Consider the following 21,455-nt stretch of genomic DNA (forward strand, 5'->3'; position numbering starts at 1 on the left):
AACATGATCCACCCAGACACGATGCCATGGCCACATTTTTCGGCATCGCTGCACAACCTTTAATCACGATTAAATCAGTGCTGACAGGTTTGATGGAGTGAAAAAAAATGTCAACGGCAATTTTTCATGAGATCAAAACTTGACACCGAATTTTCGATACCACTAATTGTCATCCAACCGCCGCGAAGGCATCGGCCACCCGGAAGCGAGTGGCCCGCAGGAAGCGTTTCCATGAATGACAGGACCAAGATGGCCGGCACGAAGTCCCGGACGAGGGCAGCGAAGGCCGGGGTGGATGCCGGAGAACACCCGCCGGCGAAGCCCGCGGGCAAGACGGTGCACGCGCCCCGTAGCGACACGGACGCGGCCGCCGACATATTGCCCGACGACATTCATGCCGAGGCCGATGCCCGTGTCGGCGCCGTGGTGCGCGCCGAACGCCTCCGGCGCAGCTGGTCCCTGGGGACGCTGGCCGAACAGGCGTCGATCTCGATCGGCATGCTGAGCCAGATCGAGCGCGGCCTCGCCACGCCCTCGCTGCGCACGCTGCGGCTTCTCGCCGGCGCGCTCGACATGCCGATCACCCAGTTTTTCCAGGGCGATTCCGTCCCGCCCTCGGCCAATCCCTTCATCGTCAGGGCCGGCGCGCGCCACTGCCTCAACCTCACCGAAACCGGCATCAACAAGATGTTCCTGATGCCGCCGGGGGCGAGCCTGCTCGAAATGTGGGAGTTCCGCTTTGCGCCGGGCGGCACGTCGGGCGGCGCGCTCTACAATCACAACGGGGAGAAGGCCGGCATCGTCATCAAGGGACGCATCCGGCTGCTCATCGGCGACGAAACCTACGTGCTGGAGGAAGGCGACAGCTTCCGTTTCTCCAGCATGCTGCGCCACCGCGTCGACAACGATTCCGACGAGGAGGCCCGGGTCATCTGGGTGGTCACCCCGCCTGCCTCGGGAGGCCGTGCCCCGTCACGGCAGTGATGAGCCCATCGGTTCTGGAAGGCTATCTCATGAAGAAGGTGCTGGTCGCCAATCGCGGCGAGATTGCCAGACGCGTGTTCCGTTCCTGCCGCGCGCGGGGCATAGCGACCGTCGCGGTCCATTCGGAGGCCGATGCGACGGCCGCTCACGTCGCCGAAGCCGACGAGGCGGTCGCCATCGGTCCGGCGCCCGCCCGAGAAAGCTATCTGCGCCCCGACGCGATGATCGCGGCGGCACGCGCGAGCGGAGCGGACGCCATACATCCCGGCTACGGGTTTCTCGCCGAGAACGCCGCCTTTGCCCAACGCGTCGCCGATAGCGGCCTCATCTGGATCGGCCCCTCGCCCCGGGCCATCACCGACATGGGCGACAAGCAGCGCGCTCGCGAGATCGCCAGGCAGGCGGGCGTGCCGGTGGTCCCCGGCAGCCCGCGCTTCGGCGTGGAGGACGGGGGCTGGCAGGAAGCTGCCGCGGAGGTCGGCTATCCCCTGCTCGTCAAGGCCGCCGCCGGCGGTGGCGGCATCGGCATGCGCCGTCTTGACAAGCCGGATGCGCTCGCCGGCATGATCGCCGCCACCCGCTCGATGGCGGCGAAGGCCTTCGGCGACGCCACGGTCTATATGGAGCGCTACGTCCCCAGAGCCCGCCACGTCGAGGTGCAGGTCTTCGGCTTCGGCAATGGCGAGGCCATCCACCTTTTCGAGCGCGACTGCTCGCTCCAGCGACGCTTCCAGAAGGTGATCGAGGAGAGCCCCGCTCCCGGCCTTCCCCCGGAAACGCGCAATGCTATGGCGGAAGCGGCGCTGAGGCTCGCGCGTGTGACGCGCTATGCCGGTGCCGGGACGGTCGAGTTCATCTTCGACGTGACGAGCGGCGAGTTCTTCTTCCTGGAGATGAACACCCGCATCCAGGTCGAGCATCCGGTCACCGAGATGGTGACCGGTCGCGATCTTGTCGGCATGCAACTGGACTTCGCCGCCGGCACGCTCGACGGAATGTCCCAGGAGAGCATCACGACGAGCGGCCATGCCGTCGAATGCCGCCTCTATGCCGAGGACCCCGCCAAGAACTTCCTGCCCGCTCCCGGCCCGATCACCCGCTACGAAGAACCACCGGAGATGGAAGGCATTCGCGTCGATTCCGCCTATCGCCAAGGCGACGTGGTGACGCCCTTCTACGACCCGATGATCGCCAAGCTCATCGCGCATGGACCGACCCGCGAGGTGGCTCTCCACCGAGCGGTGGAGGCCCTTTGCCACTTCCGCATCGAGGGGATCGTAACCAATCGCGACTTCCTCATCGCGTGCCTCAAGGATGCCGAGTTCGCTGCGGGCCTCGTGCATACAGGCTTCATCGAGACCCGTCGCCCGCTGCTTCTGCAAGCGCCCGCTGCGGCGGCCGAGTAACCGGCGCCTGCAAGACCACCCTTTCTCTCGTCCCCTATAAAATTGGAAGGTCGCCCATGAGCGCCAGCATGCCGATCGAGCGTCTCGGAACCGGCCCGCGCATGTCGCAGGTCAATGTCTTCGGCGGCGAGACCGTCTATCTCGCCGGGCAGATCGCCAAGGCGAAGGCCGGCGCCTCCATCCGGGAGCAGACGGAGGAAATCCTCGCCAATATCGACGCGCACCTCGCCTCGGTCGGCAGTTCCAAGGAGCGCATCCTTCAAGCGACCATCCTGCTCGCCGACATGAAGGACTTCGATGAAATGAATTCGGTGTGGGATGCCTGGGCGCCTCAGGGCAGCACGCCCGCCCGCGCGTGCTACGAGGCGAAGCTGAACCGTCCGACGCTTGGCGTCGAGATCATCATCGTGGCGGCACGCTGAGCAACCGCCGTGGCACATGCGAGGCAACAGACCGTCATATCTCGGCTCGATCGGTTCTATATCGACGGCGCCTGGGTCGAACCAAGCTCCACGGCCGCCATATCGCTGGTCGATCCGGCGAGCGAAGCGCCGATTGGAGAGATCACCCTCGGCAGCGAGGCCGACGTGGATCGAGCCGTCGCCGCCGCGCGTGAGGCCTTTCCGGCTTTTGCCGTGACGGATGTCGCAGAACGAATCCGGCTGCTCGAACGGATCGCGGAGATCTATCGCCGGCGCATGGGCGAGATGGCAGAGGCCATCTCGCAGGAAATGGGGGCGCCGATCCGACTGGCGACCAAGGCGCAGGCGCCCGCCGGTCTCGGACACATACTCGAGGCGGCAGACGTCCTGCGCCGTCACGATCGCGATGAGATGATCGGGAAAACCCTGGTCACCCGGGAGCCGATCGGCGTCTGCGCCCTCATCACGCCCTGGAACTGGCCGATGAACCAGATCGGCTGCAAGGTTGCGCCGGCACTCGCGGCCGGCTGCACGATGGTGCTGAAACCCAGCGAGTTCGCGCCGCTCTCGGCCTTGCTCTTCGCCGAAATCCTGGACGAGGCCGGCGTACCTGCCGGCGTCTTCAATCTCGTCAACGGCACCGGAACGGTCGTCGGGGCCGCGCTGTCGCGCCACCCGGATATCGACATGATCTCCTTCACCGGCTCTAACCGTGCCGGGGCGCTGGTGGCGAAGGCCGCAGCGGACAGCGCCAAGCGCGTTCATCAGGAACTCGGCGGAAAGTCCCCCAATCTTCTTCTCGACGACGCGGACTTCGCCAAGAGCGTCCCGGCGGCCGTGCGGGCCTGCTTCCTCAACAGTGGCCAGAGCTGCAATGCGCCGACGCGGCTCCTCGTACCCCGCAGCCGGCTTGCCGAGGTCGAAGCCTTGGCGCGGGCCGAGGCCGGATCGCTTGCGGTGGGCTCGCCGCACCACGAAAACAGCTTCATGGGGCCGGTCGTCAGCGCGACCCAGTTCCAGCGCGTGCAGGCCTTCATCGAGGCCGGACTTGCGGAAGGGGCGAAACTCCTTTGCGGCGGCGTGGGCAGGCCGGAGCACCTCGCGACGGGCTTCTATGTCAAGCCGACCATTTTCAGCGACGTCGACAATGCGATGTGCATTGCTCGGGAGGAAATCTTCGGTCCCGTGCTCTGCATCATCACCTATGAGAGCGACGAGGACGCCATCGCTATTGCCAACGACACGCCCTACGGCTTGTCCAGCTACGTTTCCTCCGCGGACCCGCAGCGCGCACGCCATGTCGCCCGGCAGTTGAGGGCCGGCATGGTGCATATCAATGACGCCTTCTCCGACTTTGCCGCACCGTTCGGGGGCTACAAGGCTTCAGGCAACGGTTCTGAATGGGGCCGCTACGGAGTCGAGAGCTATATCGAGGTGAAGTCGATCTTTGGCCATGCGTGACCGGGCAGCACGTTGCCGCAGGATATGATCGGAAGCGTGCGGAACGGGCGCCATGGCCAAATTCCACGCGCCACCAGCATCCTTGCCTTTGCGAGGGCGATCCGGAATCCGTCAACAACGCGCTTGTAGCAGCTGACTTTCCAAGCATGCTCCCGGCGGCTCCTTGCGATACGCCGAGGACAAGCATTCCACGATTGTATCAAGACGTATGCTCACCGCGGTTGGCGACAGCTGACGACAAAACTCATGCTGCGCCGCGGAAAATCTGCGACAATTGCCCCCTAATGTGCCTCACGGTTCAACCGAGGGCAGCCATGTGCAATCCCATCACTCTCGCCGTGACGGTCGGTGCGGTCGCCCTGGCGGCGCCTGATGCCGGTCAGCATCGGCGCGATCCCACGATCCGGTCATTGCCGGTATCGGCGCCGGCCGCGGCCGCCGGCTGCAGCTCCATGCCAACTGCCGCGGCCGCCGGGCCGGCATCGCCGCGGCTCTGCATTGTCGAACTGGAAGCGCTGGGCCGCGATTAGCCCGGTCCGGCCCGGCATGCTTCGAGCTCTCTCCCAATAAGCGACGCCTGCGGCAACAGGGCCGGCAACGAAGCACTCCATCGCCCTTGCGGCTTGGGGGCCGGCCTCGTTCGTCCTTCACCGCGTCAACCTGTGCGTGCCGCAGCGGACCCCCGCGACTCCGCAGGCTACCGCCAAGATGGAAAAACACCTGATGTCTCGTCACGGCAAACTCATGATCGGCGCAGGACTTTCCGTTTCCGCCGCCCTCGTGGCCGCCGGCGTCATATGGAGCGGCCTCGGTGCCCTGCCATTCGACGCCTATGCGCAGACGGCTCCGCAGAGCCTGCCGCCGACACTCCCGACCGTCATGGTGGCCCGCCCGGTCACGCGCGAGATCGTCGAATGGCGGGAGTTCGCCGGCCGCTTCGAACCCAGCGCCGGAGTGGAGATCCGTGGACGTGTAGCGGGTCATCTCGCCTCGATCGATGTCGAGGACGGTACGCTGGTCGAGCAGGGGCAGTTGCTCTTCACCATCGACCCCCGTCTCTATCGCGCGGCACTCGACGAGGCGCGCGCCCAGCTCGCCAGCGCTGCGGCACAGGTCGAGCTTGCCGATCTGGAGCTGAACCGCGCCGAACAGCTCGTCAGCACCAGCTCCGTCTCGCAGGCGACGCTCGACCAGCGGCGCCAGCAGAAGAAGGCCGCCGACGCCGCGCGGGCGCTGGCGGAGGCCGCCGTCTCCCGCGCCGAGATCGACCTCGGCTTCACGCAGGTGCGCGCCCCCTTCGCGGGGCGCATCTCCAACCGCCGGCTGGACCTCGGCGCCCTGGTGACGGATGGCTCGATACTGACGACGCTGGTGGCGCTCGACCCGCTCTATTTCGTGTTCGACATGAGCGAACAGGACCTGCTGGCCTATCGGCAAGCCGCAGCGAGCGGCGCATTGCCGCTGCTCTATGGCCGGCAGATCCCGGTCGAGGCGCGCGGACAGGCGGATCGCGACTGGCCCCACAAGGGGACGATCGATTTCGTCGACAACCGGCTCGAAGCCGGCGCCGGCACCATCCGGGCGCGGGCGGTGATCTCCAATGCCGGAAGCGACATCGTTCCCGGCCAGTTCGGCCGGGTGCGCCTGCCTTTCTCCGGCTCCTACCCAGCGATGCTGGTGCCGGAGACCGCGCTGCTGACCGATCAGGCCGGCCGAATGGTGCTCACCGTGGCGCCGGACGGCACGGTCAGTTCCGCCAAGGTGCAGCTCGGCCCGCGCGAGGCGGACGGGCTGCGCATCGTGCGCGGGGGCATTGCCCCGGACGACCGTGTCGTCGTCAGCGGCCTCCTGCGCGTTCGCCCCGGACAGAAGGTGACGGCGCAGGCCGCCGATGCCGAGCCGCGCGCCGCCGCGCTCGCTCCCCTTCCCGTCAACTGAGGGACGCCCGATGCGCCTCGCCCATTTCTGCATCGACCGGCCGATCTTCGCGACGGTGATGTCGATCCTCGTCGTGCTGGTCGGCCTCGCCGGCTATTTCACCCTGCCGCTGGCGCAATATCCCGAGATCGCGCCGCCGACCGTGGTGGTGAACGCGCAATATCCCGGCGCTTCCGCGGAAGTGGTCAGCAATACGGTCGCCACGCCGATCGAACAGGAGATCAACGGCGTCGAGAACATGCTCTACATGTCCTCGCAGGCGACCGGCGACGGCCAGCTCACCATCACCGTCACCTTCACGCTCGGCACCGATATCGACGAGGCACAGGTGCTGGTGCAGAACCGCGTCGCCGTCGCCGAGCCGCGCCTGCCGGAGGACGTGCGCCGCCTCGGCGTCACCGTGCGCAAGTCGTCGCCGGACATATTGATGGTGGTGCAGCTGTTCTCGCCGGACAATTCGCGCGACCAGCTCTATCTCGCCAACTACGCCACCCTGCAGATTCGCGACGCGCTCTTGCGCGTACCCGGCGTCGGCGACGTGCGCATGCCGGCCTCGCGCGACTACGCCATGGTGGTCTGGCTCGATCCCGACCGCGTCGCCGCGCGCAACCTCACCGCCGGCGAAGTAGTGGCGGCGCTCAGGGCGCAGAACGTGCAGGTCGCCGCCGGGGTGATGAACCAGCCGCCGGTGCCCACGAGCGGCGCCTTCCAGCTCAATGTCGAGACATTGGGACGTCTCTCCGATCCGGCGCAGTTCGAGGACATCATCGTGCGCACCGACGCGGATGGCCGCGTCATCCGGGTGCGCGACATCGCCCGCGTCGAACTGACCGCGCAGAGCTATCGCGCCGGCGCCAATTTCGACGGCCGCCCGTCGCAGCCGATCCAGGTGTTCCAGCAGCCGGGCTCCAACGCGCTGGAGACCTCCGAGCGGGTCGCCGAGGAGATGCAGCGGCTCGGCGAGCGTCTGCCGGCCGGCCTCGCCTATGACATCCCCTTCAACCCGACGCTGTTCATCGCCGAGTCGGTCGACGAGGTCTACAAGACCCTCGCCGAGGCCATCGTGCTCGTCGTCGTGGTCGTCATCCTGTTCCTGCAGAGCTGGCGCGCCGCGATCATCCCGATCCTCGCCATTCCGATCTCGCTGGTCGGCACTTTCGCGGTGATGGCGGCGCTCGGCTATTCGCTCAACAACCTGTCGCTGCTCGGCCTGGTGCTGGCCATCGGCATCGTGGTCGACGACGCCATCGTGGTGGTAGAGAACATCGAGCGGCATCTGCGGGCCGGCCTGTCGCCGCGCGACGCGGCGCATCGCTCGATGGACGAGATCTCCGGCGCGCTGGTCGCCATCGCTCTAGTGCTGTCGGCGGTGTTCATCCCCGCCGCGCTGATCCCGGGCATTTCCGGCCAGTTCTTCCGCCAGTTCGCCGTCACCATCGCCGCCTCGACCATCATCTCAGCCTTCGTCTCGCTCACCCTCAGCCCGGCCCTCGGGGCGCTGCTCCTCAAGCCGCACCAGCCGCATGCCCCTCGGCGCGGCCCGCTCGGCTGGCTGGAGCACGGCTTTGCCATCTTCAATGCCGGCTTCGACCGGCTCGCGCGCGGCTATGCCGGCATGACCCGGTGGGTGCTGCGGCTCGGCGCCTTCACCTTGCTTCCCTATGCCGGGCTGCTCGCCCTAACCGCCTGGCAACTCGAACGCGCGCCGCGCGGCTTCATCCCCGAGATGGACCAGGGCTATTTCATCACCTCGGTGCAGTTGCCGCCCGGTTCGGCGCTGCCGCGCACCGAGGCCGTCATGACCCAGCTGTCGAACCGGCTGATGGAGATGGACGGCGTCGCCCATGTCGTCGCCATTGCCGGCATCGACGGCGCCACCTTCACCAGCAACTCCGCCGGCGGGGTCGCCTTCGTGATCCTCGATCCCTTCGCCGAGCGGGCGGCGCGCGATCTCGGCGTCGATGCCATCATGGCGGCGATGCCGCGCCGGACCGCCGACCTCTCCGAGGCCCGGCTGATCCCGATCAAGCCGCCCTCGGTGCGCGGCATGGGCAATGCCGGCGGCTTCAAGATGATGGTGCAGGATCGCGGCGGCGGCACCCCGGCCGAGCTGGAGGCCGCGCTGCGCGCCGTGGTGGCGGAAGCCGCCCGCCATCCCGAACTGATGCGCGTCTTCACTCCGTTCAACACCGCCACCCCGAAGCTCTATGCCGACATCGACCGGGTGAAGGCGGAGATGCTGGGCGTGCCGGCGAGCCGCGTCTTCGAGACGCTGGAGGTCTATCTCGGCTCCTCCTATGTCAACGACTTCAACTTCCTCGGCCGCACCTTCCAGGTGCGGGCGCAGGCGGACGGCGCCTTCCGGCAGGATCCCGCCGTCATCGCCGGCTTCCGGACCCGCAGCGACTCGGGCGCCATGGTGCCGCTGAGCGCGGTGGCGACCTTCGAGGAGCGCACCGGCCCCTACCGCGTGCCGCGCTACAACCTCGCGGCGGCCGGCGAGGTGCAGGGCGCGGCCGCGCCGGGCGCCTCGACCGGCAACGCACTCGACCGCATGGAGGAGATCGCCGCACAGGTCCTCCCCGAGGGTTACGGCTTCGAATGGACCGAGCTCGCGCTGCAGGAACGGCTCGCAGGCAATTCCGGGCTGATCGTCTTCGCGGCGTCCATCGTCTTCGTCTTCCTGCTGCTGGCGGCGCAGTACGAGAGCTGGATGCTGCCGCTTTCTGTCATGCTCATCGTGCCAATGTGCCTGCTCGCGGCGGTGAGCGGCCTGCTCGTCGCGGCCATGAACGTGAACATACTGGCGCAGATCGGCTTCGTGGTGCTGATCGGGCTCGCGGCCAAGAACGCCATCCTGGTCGTCGAGTTCGCCCGCCAGCGCGAGGAGGAGGGCGCGAGCCCGGCGGAGGCCGCCGTGGACGCGGCGCGGGTGCGGCTGCGGCCGATCCTCATGACCTCGCTCGCCTTCATCCTTGGCGTGGTGCCGCTGGTCCTCGCCACGGGCGCGGGAGCGGAACTGCGGCAGGCGCTCGGGGTGACGGTCTTTTCCGGCATGTTGGGCGTCACGCTGTTCGGGCTTCTCTTCACGCCGGCCTTCTATGTGATCTGCCGCACGCTGCCACGGCAATCCCGTGCAGGCCGGCTGACACAGGAACACGCCTGAGGCGGTCGGGTCAGTCGCCCTGACCGTCACCTCATCCGGAACGGAGGTTCACATGTCGTATGATCCCAGGGATTTCATGCTCGCTTGGCGCGATGTCGGCGCGGGGTACCTGCTGTTCGCCATTGTGCTTGCTGGCCTGTTCGCCTTCGGCGGCGACGGCGCGACGAGCACCGATCGCGTCGAATACGCCTATCGGGTGCAGATGCCCGACGCGCAGGCCGATGAAGCGGATTTCCATGAAGAAGAAGAGCGCGACGACTGGAGGCTTCGCTCCCGGCTGTATTGCCGCAGCGACCAGCCCATCATCCTGCTGAAACCGAGTTGAACCGGCTTGCGGGCTCATGACCGGGAGACGACGTGGTCGCGGATGACGACCCGCTGTCTCCTCATGCACCAGGGACGATCCGGCGCCGGCAGCCCGATCGCCGGAGGACGGCCTGCAAATGTATCGGGTCACACTTAAGGTACAATATCGACCGTTTACGGTACATTATACCGACAATAAGGTATAATGACGCGACAGACGAAAAATACATTTGTCATCGGGCGATAAGCACCTCGCCTATCACCACCAACACGTTGTCTTCGTGGAGATCTGTACTTCACGTGGATAACCGAAAGGAATGGCAAATGCGTACGACGTTTTCTCTTGTCCTCATGATGGCGGCGCTCACCGGAGCCGCCATGACACCGGCCCGTGCCGAGCCTCGCGATCCCAGCGATGCCGCTGGGTTTGCCGAGGCGCTCCGCAGCGCGAGCCAGGCGCGGCGCGGCGCGATCAATGTTCCTCCCGCGAAGGAACATCGCCACGTCGGGATGCCCTCGACCATCGGCGTGGAACCCTACATCGCACGCACGATCGAGCGGAACGCCCGCGGCGATCGCTGACGTCAATATCTGCGGGCGCCGTCAGCGGCGTCCGCAGATATTGCGATGCGGAGAGCTGCGGCGGACATCGGGCAGAATTGTCGCAATCCATCGCGCTCCAAGTGCCGGCGACACTCTGCGACAAATTTTTCGATCGAGCTGGAGATTCTCCCTATATTGGGAACGGCAAAGGGCCAGCTCATGGAAGCGACACCGCACATTGCCGTCGTCGACGATAATCGCGACATACGCGACCTCGTCGGCAAGTACCTGCAGAAGCACGACTACCGCGTGACCCTTGCCGAGAACGCGGCGGCTTTGCGTCGCCTGATCGAACGCAGCGCCATCGACCTTGTCGTCCTCGACATCATGATGCCCGGCGAGGATGGCCTCTCCCTCTGTCGCCACCTGCGCGAAGCCACCAATCTGCCGGTGATCATGCTGACGGCGATGGCGGAAGAGACCGACCGCATCGTCGGCCTTGAACTGGGCGCCGACGACTATCTCACCAAGCCCTTCAATCCACGTGAGCTGCTGGCCCGCATCAAGGCAGTGCTGCGCCGGGTGCAAAGCCTTCCTCCCCAGCGGGGACAGATCCAGGCGAAGGAGGTGCGTTTCGACCGCTGGCTGCTCCATGTCGGGCGCCGCGAACTCATCGACCAGGACGGACTGGCCGTTCCGCTCAGCACCGCCGAATTCCGACTGCTGAGCGTCTTCCTGGACCATGCCGGGCTTGTCCTGAGCCGCGATCAGCTCCTCGACCTGACCGTCGGGCGCAACGCCGAACCCTTCGACCGCGCGATCGACAACCGCGTGAGCAGGCTGCGCAAGAAGATCGAGATCGACCCGAAGTCGCCGGCGCTGATCAAAACCCATTGGGGTGGCGGCTACAGTTTCTCGGCCGAGGTGATGTCGCGATGACAAGCCTGTGGAGCCGCAGCCTTACTGCGCGGTTTGTTGCGATCATGCTGCTCGCGCTTGCCTTCTCGCAGGGGGTGAGCTTCCTGCTTTCCATGGACGAGCGTGGCCAGGCGCTCAACAAGGCCGCGAAGTCCGAGTTCCTGAGCCGCTCGGCATCGGTCGCCCAGTTGCTCGAATCCACGCCCCCGGCGCTGCGGGCGGACATCTTGCGCGCCAGCGGCACCAGCTATACCCGCTTCTGGGTCACTCCCGCCTTCCCGGCCGATGCGGCGGCGTGGCGGGAGGATGCCAAGAGCCGGCTGGCCGAGCCGCTGCCGACCGTGGCGAACCTCGCCGCTCCCGGCAGCGGGAGGGTGACGGCCGGCGAGGCGATGCCGGCGGTCGAGGCGGGCGCCGCCCACGCGCAGGCGCTCGACCGGCTCTCCTGGGTGGAGATGCCCGCCTATGCCTGGCCGTTGTCGCGGCCGGCGAAATTCCTCCCTCTCGACGATGCCAACGGCATGGGCCTGACGGTGCGGCTCCAGGACGGCTCCTGGCTGTGCAGCGCTTTCGGCAAGAAGATCGTCAACAGCATCTGGACCTCTCAGTCGCTGCTGTCGCTGGGCGTCACAGCGCTGGTGCTGTCGATCAGCGCCGCCTTCATCGCCCGCTGGATGACCCGCCCGATGCGACGGCTGGCGGTGGCGGCGGAAGCCCTGGGACGGGGGGAGAGCGTCGAGCCGCTGCCGGAGAGGGGGCCGGACGACATCCGCCAGGCCGCGGTGGCATTCAACCTGATGCAGGCGCGCCTGCAGCGCTTCGTCGAGGACCGCACGCGCATGCTTGCGGCGATCGGCCACGACCTGCGCACGCCGATCACCACGCTGCGGCTGCGCGCGGAGTTCGTATCCGACGACGAAACGCGCGAAAAGATGCTGTCGACCCTCGACGAACTGCGCGCCATGACGGAGGCGACGCTTGCCTTCTCCCGCGACCAGGCCACCACGGAGCCGACGCGCAATGTCGATCTTACGGCACTGGTCGAGAGCTTGTGCGACGATCTCGTGGAACTCGGCCACGAGGTGGCATTCACCGAAGCGCCGAAGATCGGCTATCGCTGCCGCGCCGATGCCCTCAAGCGTGCCATCCGCAATCTCGTCGAGAATGCGGTGCGCTACGGCGAGCGCGCGCGCGTTTCCGTCGTCTCGCGGCCGAACGCGATCGAGATCGTGGTGGAGGACGATGGACCAGGTATTCCCGCCGACACCCTGGAGCGGGTGTTCGCGCCGTTCTTCCGGCTGGAAAGCTCACGCAACCCCGAGACCGGCGGCTTCGGTCTCGGCCTGTCGATCGCACGCAACCTGGTGCGCCATCACGGTGGCGATGTGACCTTGACGAACACCGGGCGCGGCCTGCGGGCCATCATCAGCCTGCCTTACGCCGTTCCGACAATGGCGGCGGGCGACGGGCGGAGCGGGGCGACGACGGGCCGGCCGGGCTTCGGTCCGGGACTGGCGGCCACAGCTTCCATAAGAAAGAACTCTCCCGCCGTTTGACCTGCGCTCTCCGCGGTATCGACGCGGGGCCGAGGCCCGCCACCGCCGCGCGCAGCCTGTCCTTGCTGGGGAGGCCGGCATCCACAAGCGCCTCCATGTCCGGCAGATCGGCAGATGCAGCCACTCGAAAGAAAATGACCGAAAACAGAAGAAAGCTGACACCTGTTAAAAGCAAGCGTATCATTTCGTCGATCTGATCGCGTGCATTCGTGATCGACGTCTTAGAGGCACGATGCTCTCGCGACCATGACTTCTCGGGCTACCGCTTCGGGAGAATTGGCGATGACGATTAGAAATCCTGTCGAATGGGGTGTGGTACAGCTCAGGCAAACAGCCAGTAGCGTCAGATCGGTGAGGTATGCTTTTCGTCATGCGGCTGACGAGACGGGATTGCCTCCACTGCAGGTTCGTCGGATAAAATTGGCCGACCTCCGGGATGTGCTTGTCGCAGGCTTCGGTGACTTCGCGGCTTATCGCACCGATGTGCTGTTCATCTGCCTGATCTACCCTCTGGCCGGGGCGGTAATAGCGAACGCAACATTGGGCAGCGGCATGCTGCCATTGCTCTTCCCTCTTGTGTCCGGCTTCGCGCTCATCGGTCCCGCCGCCGCGGTTGGGCTCTATGAGATGAGCCGCCGCCGCGAGCAGGGCAAGCCGGTGTCATGGGTCGATGCATTCGGGGTGCTCAGCTCGCCCTCCATTGCCGCGATTGTCGAACTCAGCCTGCTGCTTGCCGGCATTTTCGTGCTCTGGCTGCTGACGGCGCTGCTCATCTACAACACGACCCTCGGCCCCTCACTGCCAAGTTCGATACCGTCTTTCGCGCGTGACGTGTTCACCACGCGAGGCGGCCTTGAACTGATCGTCTACGGCGTCGCCACCGGGTTCGTCTTCGCGCTGGTCGTGCTGGCCATCAGCGCGGTGTCATTCCCCTTGCTGCTCGACCGACGCGTGGGGGTTTCCGCCGCGGTCCGCACCTCGGTGCGTGCTTTCATGCTCAACCCGGTTCCCATGCTTGCCTGGGGATTGATCGTCTCCGGCGGATTGGTGCTGGGTGCCCTGCCGCTGCTGATCGGGCTCGTCGTGGTCATGCCGGTGCTCGGTCATGCCACCTGGCACCTGTACCGCAAGGTCGTACTGCCACCGCCGGGGCCATTCATTCAAGAATGATACAGGAACCAGATTCGAAAATATTCGCTGCCTGAAAGATGTGATAAGGTATCGATGCGATGTATATCGTTCTTGTTCTCATCATTCTGGCAGTAGGATCGGTTCTGTTCCACCTCATAAGCCCATGGTGGTGGACACCTATCGCCTCCAATTGGAGCTACATAGACGATACGATCATCATAACTTTCTGGATAACCGGAACTGTCTTTGTAGCTGTCCTTCTTTTCATGGCTTATTGCATCTTCCGGTTTCGTCATAGGGAAGGACACCGGGCAACCTTCGAGCCGGAGAGCCGCAAGCTCGAAGGTTGGCTCACCCTCGTCACCGCGATCGGGGTCGCGGCGATGCTGGCGCCCGGCCTGTTCGTCTGGAAGCATTTCATCACCGTCCCGGACGATGCCTCGACGATCGAGATCATTGCCCAGCAATGGCAATGGAGCTTCCGGCTGCCCGGCAAGGACGGCCGGCTCGGCCTGTCTTCCATCGACGACATCACCGACGAGAACCCGCTGGGCCTGAGCCCAAGCGATCCGAACAGCAAGGATGACGTCGTCATCCAGGGCGCGGAGCTGCATCTGCCGATAGGCAAACCGGTGAAGGTCCTTCTGCGCTCTACCGATGTCGTGCACGATTTCTACGTCCCCGAATTCCGGGCCAAGATGGACATCCTGCCAGGCTCGAGCAGCTATTTCTGGTTCACCCCCACACGCACCGGCACATTCGACATTCTCTGCGCGGAGCTCTGCGGCACCGGGCATCCCTATATGCGCGGATCCGTCGTGATCGAGGAAGCGGCAGATTTCCAGGCATGGCTAGACAACCAGCAGACACACATGGTCGCGCAACAATCCGACACAAGAAACTGAGGGAACGCACCGCAACCGGTTAGGCGCGAGCGAAGGCAAACAGCAGAAGGGCCGTTGCGATGGTAGAGGTTCCGTTTGGCGCAGACATCGCCCCTCCGGCCGAGGTCGAGGATGTCGAGCTCTATCATCCGAGATCCTGGGTGACGAAATACGTCTTCAGCCAGGACGCCAAGGTCATCGCCCTCCAATATTCGACGACCGCGCTCGCCATCGGGCTGGTCGCATTGTCGCTCTCATGGCTGATGCGGCTGCAACTGGCGTTTCCCGGCCTTCTCTCCTTCATCGACGCGGATGCCTATTACCAGTTGATCACCATGCACGGCATGATGATGGTGGTTTACGTGCTTACGGCGCTGTTTCTCGGCGGCTTCGGCAATTACCTCATTCCCTTGATGCTCGGCGCCCGGGACATGGTGTTCCCTTACGCCAACATGCTCAGCTTCTGGCTCTACTTCCTCGCCGTGCTGGTACTGTTCGCGAGCTTTCTCACACCGGGCGGGCCAACCGGGGCCGGCTGGACGCTCTACCCCCCGCAAGCCATCACCTCCGGCACGCCCGGGCTGGCGTGGGGCATCCTGCTCATGCTGGTCTCGCTGATGATCTTCATCATCGGCTTCACCATGGGCGGGCTGAACTATGTCGTCACCGTCCTGCAGGGTCGTGCGCGCGGCATGACGCTGATGCGCATGCCGCTCACCGTATGGGGCATCTTCACGGCGAGCGTGATGGCGCTGCTGGCCTTCCCCGCTCTGTTCGTCGGTGCGGTGATGATGCTGTTCGACCGCCTGCTGGGCACCAGCTTCTTCATGCCCGCCATCGTCGAGCAGGGCACACGCCTGCCCTATGGTGGTGGCAGCCCCATATTGTTCCAGCATCTGTTCTGGTTTTTCGGCCACCCCGAAGTCTATATCGTCGCCCTGCCCGCCTTCGGCATCGTCTCGGACCTGATCAGTGTCCACGCGCGGCGCAACATCTTCGGATACCGGATGATGGTATGGGCGATCATCGGCATCGGCGCGCTCAGTTTCGTGGTGTGGGCGCACCATATGTATGTGAGCGGGATGAATCCCTATTTCGGATTCTTCTTCGCCACCACCACCCTCATCATCGCCGTGCCGACCGCTATCAAGGTCTATAATTGGGTGCTGACGCTATGGCGCGGCGACATCCACCTGACCCTGCCGATGCTGTTCGCGCTGGCCTTCATCGTCACCTTCGTGAATGGCGGGCTCACGGGTCTTTTTCTCGGCAATGTGGTGGTCGACGTGCCGCTGTCCGACACCATGTTCGTCGTCGCCCATTTCCACATGGTGATGGGGGTGGCGCCGATACTGGTGATCTTCGGCGCAATCCATCATTGGTACCCGAAGGTCACGGGGCGCCTGCTGAACGTACCGATGGGTCATATCCATTTCTGGATCACGTTTCTCGGTGCTTATGCGATCTTCTTCCCCATGCATTATCTGGGGTTGATGGGTGTTCCCCGGCGCTATTACGAGATGGGCGAAGCGGCCGTCTATCCTCCCTCCGCCCATGACCTGAACATCTTCATCACGCTGACGGCCCTTCTGGTCGGCGCGGCCCAGCTCCTATTCGTGTTCAACCTGGTCTGGAGTCTGTCGAGGGGCCGCACCGCCGGCGGCAATCCCTGGCGCGCCACCACGCTCGAATGGCAGACGCCGCAAACGCCCCCACCCCACGGCAACTGGGGCAAGGATCTGCCCGTGGTCTATCGCTGGGCTTATGATTACAGCGTACCGGGAGCGCCGGAAGACTTCATCCCCCAGAACCAGCCGACACCGAGCAAGGCGACACCGGAGATCGCATCATGACAGCCATGGTGGTCTTCCTCGCCGTCACTGCCCTGATCGTCGCCTGGTGGATGTCGTCCCAACATCTGATGTCGAAGCCATGGCTCGAACAGGGCGTGATCGACGATCCGTCCACGGCGCGTTTTCCACCCTTGCCGGCGGCGAAAATCGGGCTGGGCATCTTCATCGCTGTCGTCAGTTCGCTGTTCGCGCTCGCCATCAGCGCCTATTCGATGCGGCTGCAAGCGAGCGACTGGTGGCCTCTGCCGGTACCGCGACTGCTGTGGCTCAATACCGGCCTGCTCCTGATGGCGAGCGTCACGCTCGAATGGAGCAAGGCCAGGGCCCGCCGCGAGGACATTGTGGGCATTCGCCGCGGGCTTCTGGCGGCAGGTGTCTTCACCATTGCCTTCCTCGTCGGTCAGCTTGCGGTCTGGCGAGAGTTGAGCGACGCCGGTTATTCCCTCGCCGCCAATCCGGCAAACTCGTTCTTCTACCTGATCACCGGATTGCATGGCCTGCATGTGGCTGGCGGCCTCGCCGCTTTGGGGCGAACCATGCTCCGGGCTCGACGAGCCCGGGACGCCGGCGAAATGCGCCTGAGCGTGGAGCTCTGCGCAACCTACTGGCATTTCCTGCTTTTCGTCTGGCTGGTTCTGCTGGCGCTTCTCGCGGGTTGGGCGGGCGACTTTCTGGCCATATGTCGCCAGGTGCTGAACTGAAAGATGGAGGGAGCGATGGCAGAGACCAGTCCGGCCGACACGCCGCAGATGCTTTCTCGCTACAGCGGCCTGCAGAGCATCGCCGCCGACCTTTCCTCCGACCAGCGGGTGTTCAAGGACGTCTCCTGGGGGAAGGCCATGATGTGGATCTTCCTTCTCAGCGACACCTTCGTCTTCAGTTGCTTCCTGATCGCCTACATGACGGCCCGCATCTCGACCACCGTGCCGTGGCCCAATCCGAGCGAAGTGTTCGCGCTGGAGATTGCGGGCCACACCTTTCCCCTGCTGCTTATCGCCATCATGACCTTTGTGCTGATCAGCAGCAGCGGCACCATGGCGATGGCGGTGAATTTCGCCTACCGGCGCGCACGCCGGCCCACCGCCATGCTCATGCTGGTAACGGCAGCATTGGGCGCGGCTTTCGTCGGCATGCAGGCCTTCGAATGGAGCAAGCTGATAGGGGAAGGCGTCAGGCCATGGGAAAACCCGTGGGGCGCCGCGCAATTCGGCTCGGCCTTCTTCCTGATCACCGGCTTCCACGGCACGCATGTCACCTTCGGCGTGATCTTCCTGCTGATCGTAGCGCGGAAGGCTCTTCGCGGAGACTATGACAATAGTACCCGAGGCTTTTTCACAAGCCGCAAGGGGAATTACGAGTCCGTCGAAATCATGGGGCTGTATTGGCACTTCGTCGATCTGGTATGGGTCTTCATCTTTGCTCTTTTCTACCTGTGGTGATTAAAATGGCACGCACCGCGACACAAACCCACGTTCAGCTTCCCATTTGGCTGTACCTCTCCGTTTGGATTGGCCTTTTCGTCCTTAGTACCTTTTCATACCTGGTCGATTATTTCAATCTTCAGGGATATATGAGATATTCCCTCATACTCATTTTCATGGTTCTGAAGGCGGGTTTAATTGTCGCAATATTCATGCACATGGCCCTGGAAAGGCTCGCCTTGATTTACGCCATACTTCTTCCCATCGGGGCCGTCTTGGTTTTCGTCATCATCATGACCTTCGAAGCGGACTACACGCTTTTGAATCGCATGTATTTTCTCGGCGAATTGGCCGCCCCCACCTTCACACCTCAATAGCTGTTCGCACGCCGGCGCACGCCGATTTTTCTTGAACGCGTCTTTCCGTTTACCGATCAGCACCATCGGCATCGGGCCGATCGAGAATGCGCCGGCGCCGGCCGGCGCAGCAATGATTCTCGTGATCTGAAGGTGCCCTCAATTACAGGCTTCCCTTCCCGCGCCTCAAGGCCCTCGAACAGTCGCCGTGCTCCCCAGCGCGACAGCTTGGCCGTCTGCAATGTACCCGGCACCACATCCTCGTCGAACAACAGCCGGATCGCCTGCCCTGCCCCCCTTTGCCCGCAGCTCTGGCACCTCGGCCTTGAGTCGGGCAGCGCCGGCGGCGACAGGGCGCGACCTTTCAATTCTGTCGGTCCACAAGGACCTGCCGAATGCATCCGCGGCAGGGGTAGCCAGCGTTGGGATACCCAGAGAAACACAGCGAAACAACTCGTAACACCGTCCGCAGCGGCGGTGCGGTAGGCTCCGTTCGGCTTGATGGTCGCACAACACATCAGGCCTCGGCCGGGCACTGAGCAATCACCGCGCAATGTGTCCGGCCGCACCGCAGCTGCAAGGGATTGCGGTCACCGCCGCTCGTGCCGGCAATGGCGGACGAACCGTCCATGACGGGCGATCGGGCCGACGGACGCGAGCCCGCCTCCGGCGCCGGGGTGGCGGCTCCTACGTACTTGCACATGAAACAGGTATGGCGCGTGGAATTTATATCAAGTGATTGAGGCGGCGCATTTAGGTTAGGAAGAGGCGAAGAAGGCATATTCAGGTGAGAAAGAGGCGAAAAATAAGTGAAGAACTGACACCGCCGATGCTGGCTGCACTTCGCACGATAGAATTGGTGCCACTAACCGTCCTGATGCTGAGGGGAACGGCAAACTCGGGTGCCTTATATGGGCCGATGTGCAGAGGGACACTCGACGCGCTTCAGCGGCGCAGACTGGTTCATCTCGCCAATATTCAGGGCGCGCAATATACGTACGCCATCACCCCCGCCGGGCGCATCGCTCTCGCTACCGCGATTCCAAGTAACTCTCCGGGGCCGCGCGCACCAGCTTCTTGGGCAAATGTGAGCGCGATGCACAAATAGCCTGCGACGCGCAGGTCGCGACGACGTAGCTGGCCGGCACGGCTATCCGACTTCGCCGCCATCTCTGGTCTGGTTGGGAGGCTACGCGATGGCGGCGGCTATCTAGCACCGCAATTGGGCATCTATCCCAACTGAAAAGTCTTGCTCAATTCAATCGCGCCTTCACTCAGCATTGCGAAACTCAAGCGGCACTACTCTGCCACAAATACAGTACTATGAAGTTTCATAATTCGTTGATAGTGTTCTGAACTATCGGAAACCGGATGGAGTGACGGCTCCGTTCCGGCGGGGGCCAGACCGCCATCCCACCCCTGCGGATTGGCGCGTCTGGCCCTGACTTTTGAACAGAGGGCAGCGATGAATCCTAACCATAGGGCATCGAAGCGTTTTTTCGCGGCACTTCTCTTTCTCGGTTGTGCCGCTTCTACATCCGCCGCACGATCGCAGACACTCGATCAAGCTTTGGTCTCGGCCTACAACGCGAATCCGTCCCTGAATTCACAACGCGCGGCCACCCGCGCCACCGACGAATATGTACCGATCGCCCTGAGCGGCTATCGCCCCCAAATCTCCGGCAGCGCCTCCATCGGCACGCAATGGGTGGAGTCGCGCTACGATGTCGGACTGGGCTCGGCGACCACCCGCTACAAGACCGACCCGTCGAGCATTGGCATCACCATCAGTCAGACCGTTTACAACGGGCTGAAAACGGCCAATTCGGTTCGCGCCGCCGAATCGCAGGTGAAAGGCCAGCGTGAACTGCTGCGCAACACTGAACAGACGGTGCTGCTCGATGCCGCGACCGCCTATATGAACGTGCTGCAGAATTCTGCTCTGGTCGATCTGCGCAAGCAAAACCTCGCGGCCTTTCAAGAAGAGCTGCGTGCAGCACGTGACCGCTTCTCGGTCGGAGAGATCACACGTACCGATGTCGCCCAGGCGGAAGCCAGCGTTGCCAATGCACAGAGTACGCTGGCGCAGGCCGTTGCCGACCTGAATACCGCCAATGCCGTGTTCCTGAGAGTCACGGGGCTGAAGGCAAATAAACTGAGCCCGGGCCGGCCGATCGATCCGCTGCTGCCCAAGACTGTCGACGCGGCGGTGGCGCTCGGCCTGTCGCGACATCCCGCCATCCTCGCCGCCCAGCATGCCGTGGATCAGGGCCAGGCAAATGTGAAGGTCTCGGAAGCCGCGCTCTCTCCAACCCTCACGCTCAACGGCGAAGCCGCCTCGCAATATAATTATTACGACGATGGCGACCCTATCGAGCGCGGAACCAGCGCTGCCGCCACTCTCAACCTCTCCGTACCGATCTATCAAGGTGGCTCGGAATTCTCCAACATCCGCGAGAGCAAGGAGTTGTTGAGCCAATCGCGCATCGAGGTCGACGTGAACCGCGTCGAAGTGCGCGCCAATGTCGTGCAGTATTGGGGCGCGCTGCAGGCCGCCAGGGATGCCATCGAGTCAGCGCAAGCCTCGGTCACCGCCAATGAGATTGCATTGCGCGGCGTGCGCGAGGAATGGCGCGTCGGCCAGCGCACAACGCTCGACGTGCTGAATGCACAAACGTCGTTGTTCGACGCCCGCTCCAGTCTCGTCACCGCTCAGCGCGACAGGGTGGTCGCCTCCTACGCGCTGCTGTCCGCGGTTGGCGAACTCAACGCCACCAAGCTGGCGCTCAAGGTTGCGACCTACAATCCGAAAACCCACTACGAGCAGGTGCGTGACGCCTGGATCGGCGTGCGCACCCCCGGTGGGCAGTAGCTGCGATCGTCGAGATGATATGCCGAGTGCATGACCGACGGCATGGAGGCGCGGCCGGTCGCCGGGGCGGTGGGTGAGGTCCGGTGGCTCACGCCTGCTCGTCCTCGAACGTCTTCCACTCGAATATCGGCTGTTGCTTGCCGCGGCGTGGATCATGCCAAGACACGTCGAAAGCCTCCCGCACGCACATGCCGTGCTGGGCAGGAGGCTCATAGTCTAGCCGGGAACCTATGTGGGG

Annotated in this window: 18 protein-coding genes; all 18 read left to right on the top strand. The window is 64.2% G+C overall.

The annotated features are described in order from the left end of the window. Positions 1-231: 231 nt before the first annotated feature. The 18 genes from AC1RU4_RS20390 (at position 232) to AC1RU4_RS20475 (ending at position 21,217) form a co-directional block, all read left to right on the top strand. Positions 232-984, top strand: coding sequence for a helix-turn-helix domain-containing protein (locus AC1RU4_RS20390; protein WP_492892968.1), 753 nt, complete (start codon positions 232-234; stop codon positions 982-984). Next, a complete protein-coding gene (locus tag AC1RU4_RS20395; protein ID WP_492892969.1) occupies positions 984-2,390 on the top strand; it encodes an acetyl-CoA carboxylase biotin carboxylase subunit in 1,407 nt (468 codons plus the stop codon). Before AC1RU4_RS20390 ends, AC1RU4_RS20395 begins: the two co-directional genes overlap by 1 nt. Positions 2,391-2,458: 68 nt before the next feature. Next, on the top strand, positions 2,459-2,812 hold the full coding sequence (locus tag AC1RU4_RS20400) for a RidA family protein (RefSeq protein WP_492892994.1): 354 nt from the start codon (positions 2,459-2,461) through the stop codon (positions 2,810-2,812). Positions 2,813-2,848: 36 nt separating this feature from the next. Beyond that, positions 2,849-4,273, top strand: a complete 1,425-nt coding sequence (locus AC1RU4_RS20405) for an aldehyde dehydrogenase family protein (protein ID WP_492892995.1) — start codon at positions 2,849-2,851, stop codon at positions 4,271-4,273. A 314-nt stretch (positions 4,274-4,587) separates the two neighbouring features. Then, a complete protein-coding gene (locus AC1RU4_RS20410) occupies positions 4,588-4,803 on the top strand; it encodes a hypothetical protein (protein ID WP_492892970.1) in 216 nt (71 codons plus the stop codon). A 193-nt stretch (positions 4,804-4,996) separates the two neighbouring features. After that, positions 4,997-6,211, top strand: a complete 1,215-nt coding sequence (locus tag AC1RU4_RS20415) for an efflux RND transporter periplasmic adaptor subunit (protein WP_492892971.1) — start codon at positions 4,997-4,999, stop codon at positions 6,209-6,211. 10 nt (positions 6,212-6,221) lie between these two features. Next, the gene (locus tag AC1RU4_RS20420; protein ID WP_492892972.1) at positions 6,222-9,377 is read left to right on the top strand and encodes an efflux RND transporter permease subunit; all 3,156 of its coding nucleotides are present in this window, start codon (positions 6,222-6,224) and stop codon (positions 9,375-9,377) included. A 52-nt stretch (positions 9,378-9,429) separates the two neighbouring features. After that, positions 9,430-9,702, top strand: coding sequence for a hypothetical protein (locus tag AC1RU4_RS20425; protein ID WP_492892973.1), 273 nt, complete (start codon positions 9,430-9,432; stop codon positions 9,700-9,702). Between the two features lie 305 nt (positions 9,703-10,007). Continuing rightward, positions 10,008-10,265: a hypothetical protein gene (locus AC1RU4_RS20430; protein WP_492892974.1), complete on the top strand. Its 258-nt coding sequence runs from the start codon at positions 10,008-10,010 to the stop codon at positions 10,263-10,265. A 180-nt stretch (positions 10,266-10,445) separates the two neighbouring features. Then, positions 10,446-11,165 (top strand): response regulator, encoded by a 720-nt coding sequence (locus AC1RU4_RS20435; RefSeq protein WP_492892975.1) that lies wholly within the window; start codon positions 10,446-10,448, stop codon positions 11,163-11,165. After that, the gene (locus AC1RU4_RS20440; protein WP_492892976.1) at positions 11,162-12,700 is read left to right on the top strand and encodes an ATP-binding protein; all 1,539 of its coding nucleotides are present in this window, start codon (positions 11,162-11,164) and stop codon (positions 12,698-12,700) included. The genes AC1RU4_RS20435 and AC1RU4_RS20440 overlap by 4 nt, the downstream gene beginning before the upstream one ends. Before the next feature lie 420 nt (positions 12,701-13,120). Beyond that, positions 13,121-13,870 carry a DUF2189 domain-containing protein gene (locus tag AC1RU4_RS20445; protein WP_492892977.1) on the top strand — a complete coding sequence of 250 codons (750 nt, stop codon included), beginning with the start codon at positions 13,121-13,123 and terminating at the stop codon, positions 13,868-13,870. A gap of 59 nt (positions 13,871-13,929) precedes the next feature. Then, positions 13,930-14,736, top strand: a complete 807-nt coding sequence (locus AC1RU4_RS20450; RefSeq protein ID WP_492892978.1) for a cytochrome c oxidase subunit II — start codon at positions 13,930-13,932, stop codon at positions 14,734-14,736. 59 nt (positions 14,737-14,795) lie between these two features. After that, the gene (locus AC1RU4_RS20455) at positions 14,796-16,568 is read left to right on the top strand and encodes a cytochrome c oxidase subunit I (RefSeq protein WP_492892979.1); all 1,773 of its coding nucleotides are present in this window, start codon (positions 14,796-14,798) and stop codon (positions 16,566-16,568) included. Continuing rightward, positions 16,565-17,269: a cytochrome c oxidase subunit 3 gene (locus tag AC1RU4_RS20460; RefSeq protein ID WP_492892980.1), complete on the top strand. Its 705-nt coding sequence runs from the start codon at positions 16,565-16,567 to the stop codon at positions 17,267-17,269. The genes AC1RU4_RS20455 and AC1RU4_RS20460 overlap by 4 nt, the downstream gene beginning before the upstream one ends. Positions 17,270-17,284: 15 nt before the next feature. Beyond that, positions 17,285-18,007 (top strand): heme-copper oxidase subunit III family protein, encoded by a 723-nt coding sequence (locus tag AC1RU4_RS20465; RefSeq protein WP_492892981.1) that lies wholly within the window; start codon positions 17,285-17,287, stop codon positions 18,005-18,007. Between the two features lie 5 nt (positions 18,008-18,012). Then, positions 18,013-18,366, top strand: coding sequence for a cytochrome C oxidase subunit IV family protein (locus AC1RU4_RS20470; RefSeq protein ID WP_492892982.1), 354 nt, complete (start codon positions 18,013-18,015; stop codon positions 18,364-18,366). A 1,444-nt stretch (positions 18,367-19,810) separates the two neighbouring features. Beyond that, positions 19,811-21,217, top strand: coding sequence for a TolC family outer membrane protein (locus AC1RU4_RS20475; protein ID WP_492892983.1), 1,407 nt, complete (start codon positions 19,811-19,813; stop codon positions 21,215-21,217). Positions 21,218-21,455 lie beyond the last annotated feature (238 nt).

It is taken from the genome of Ancylobacter sp. GW821-FHT10E12, assembly GCF_058809335.1.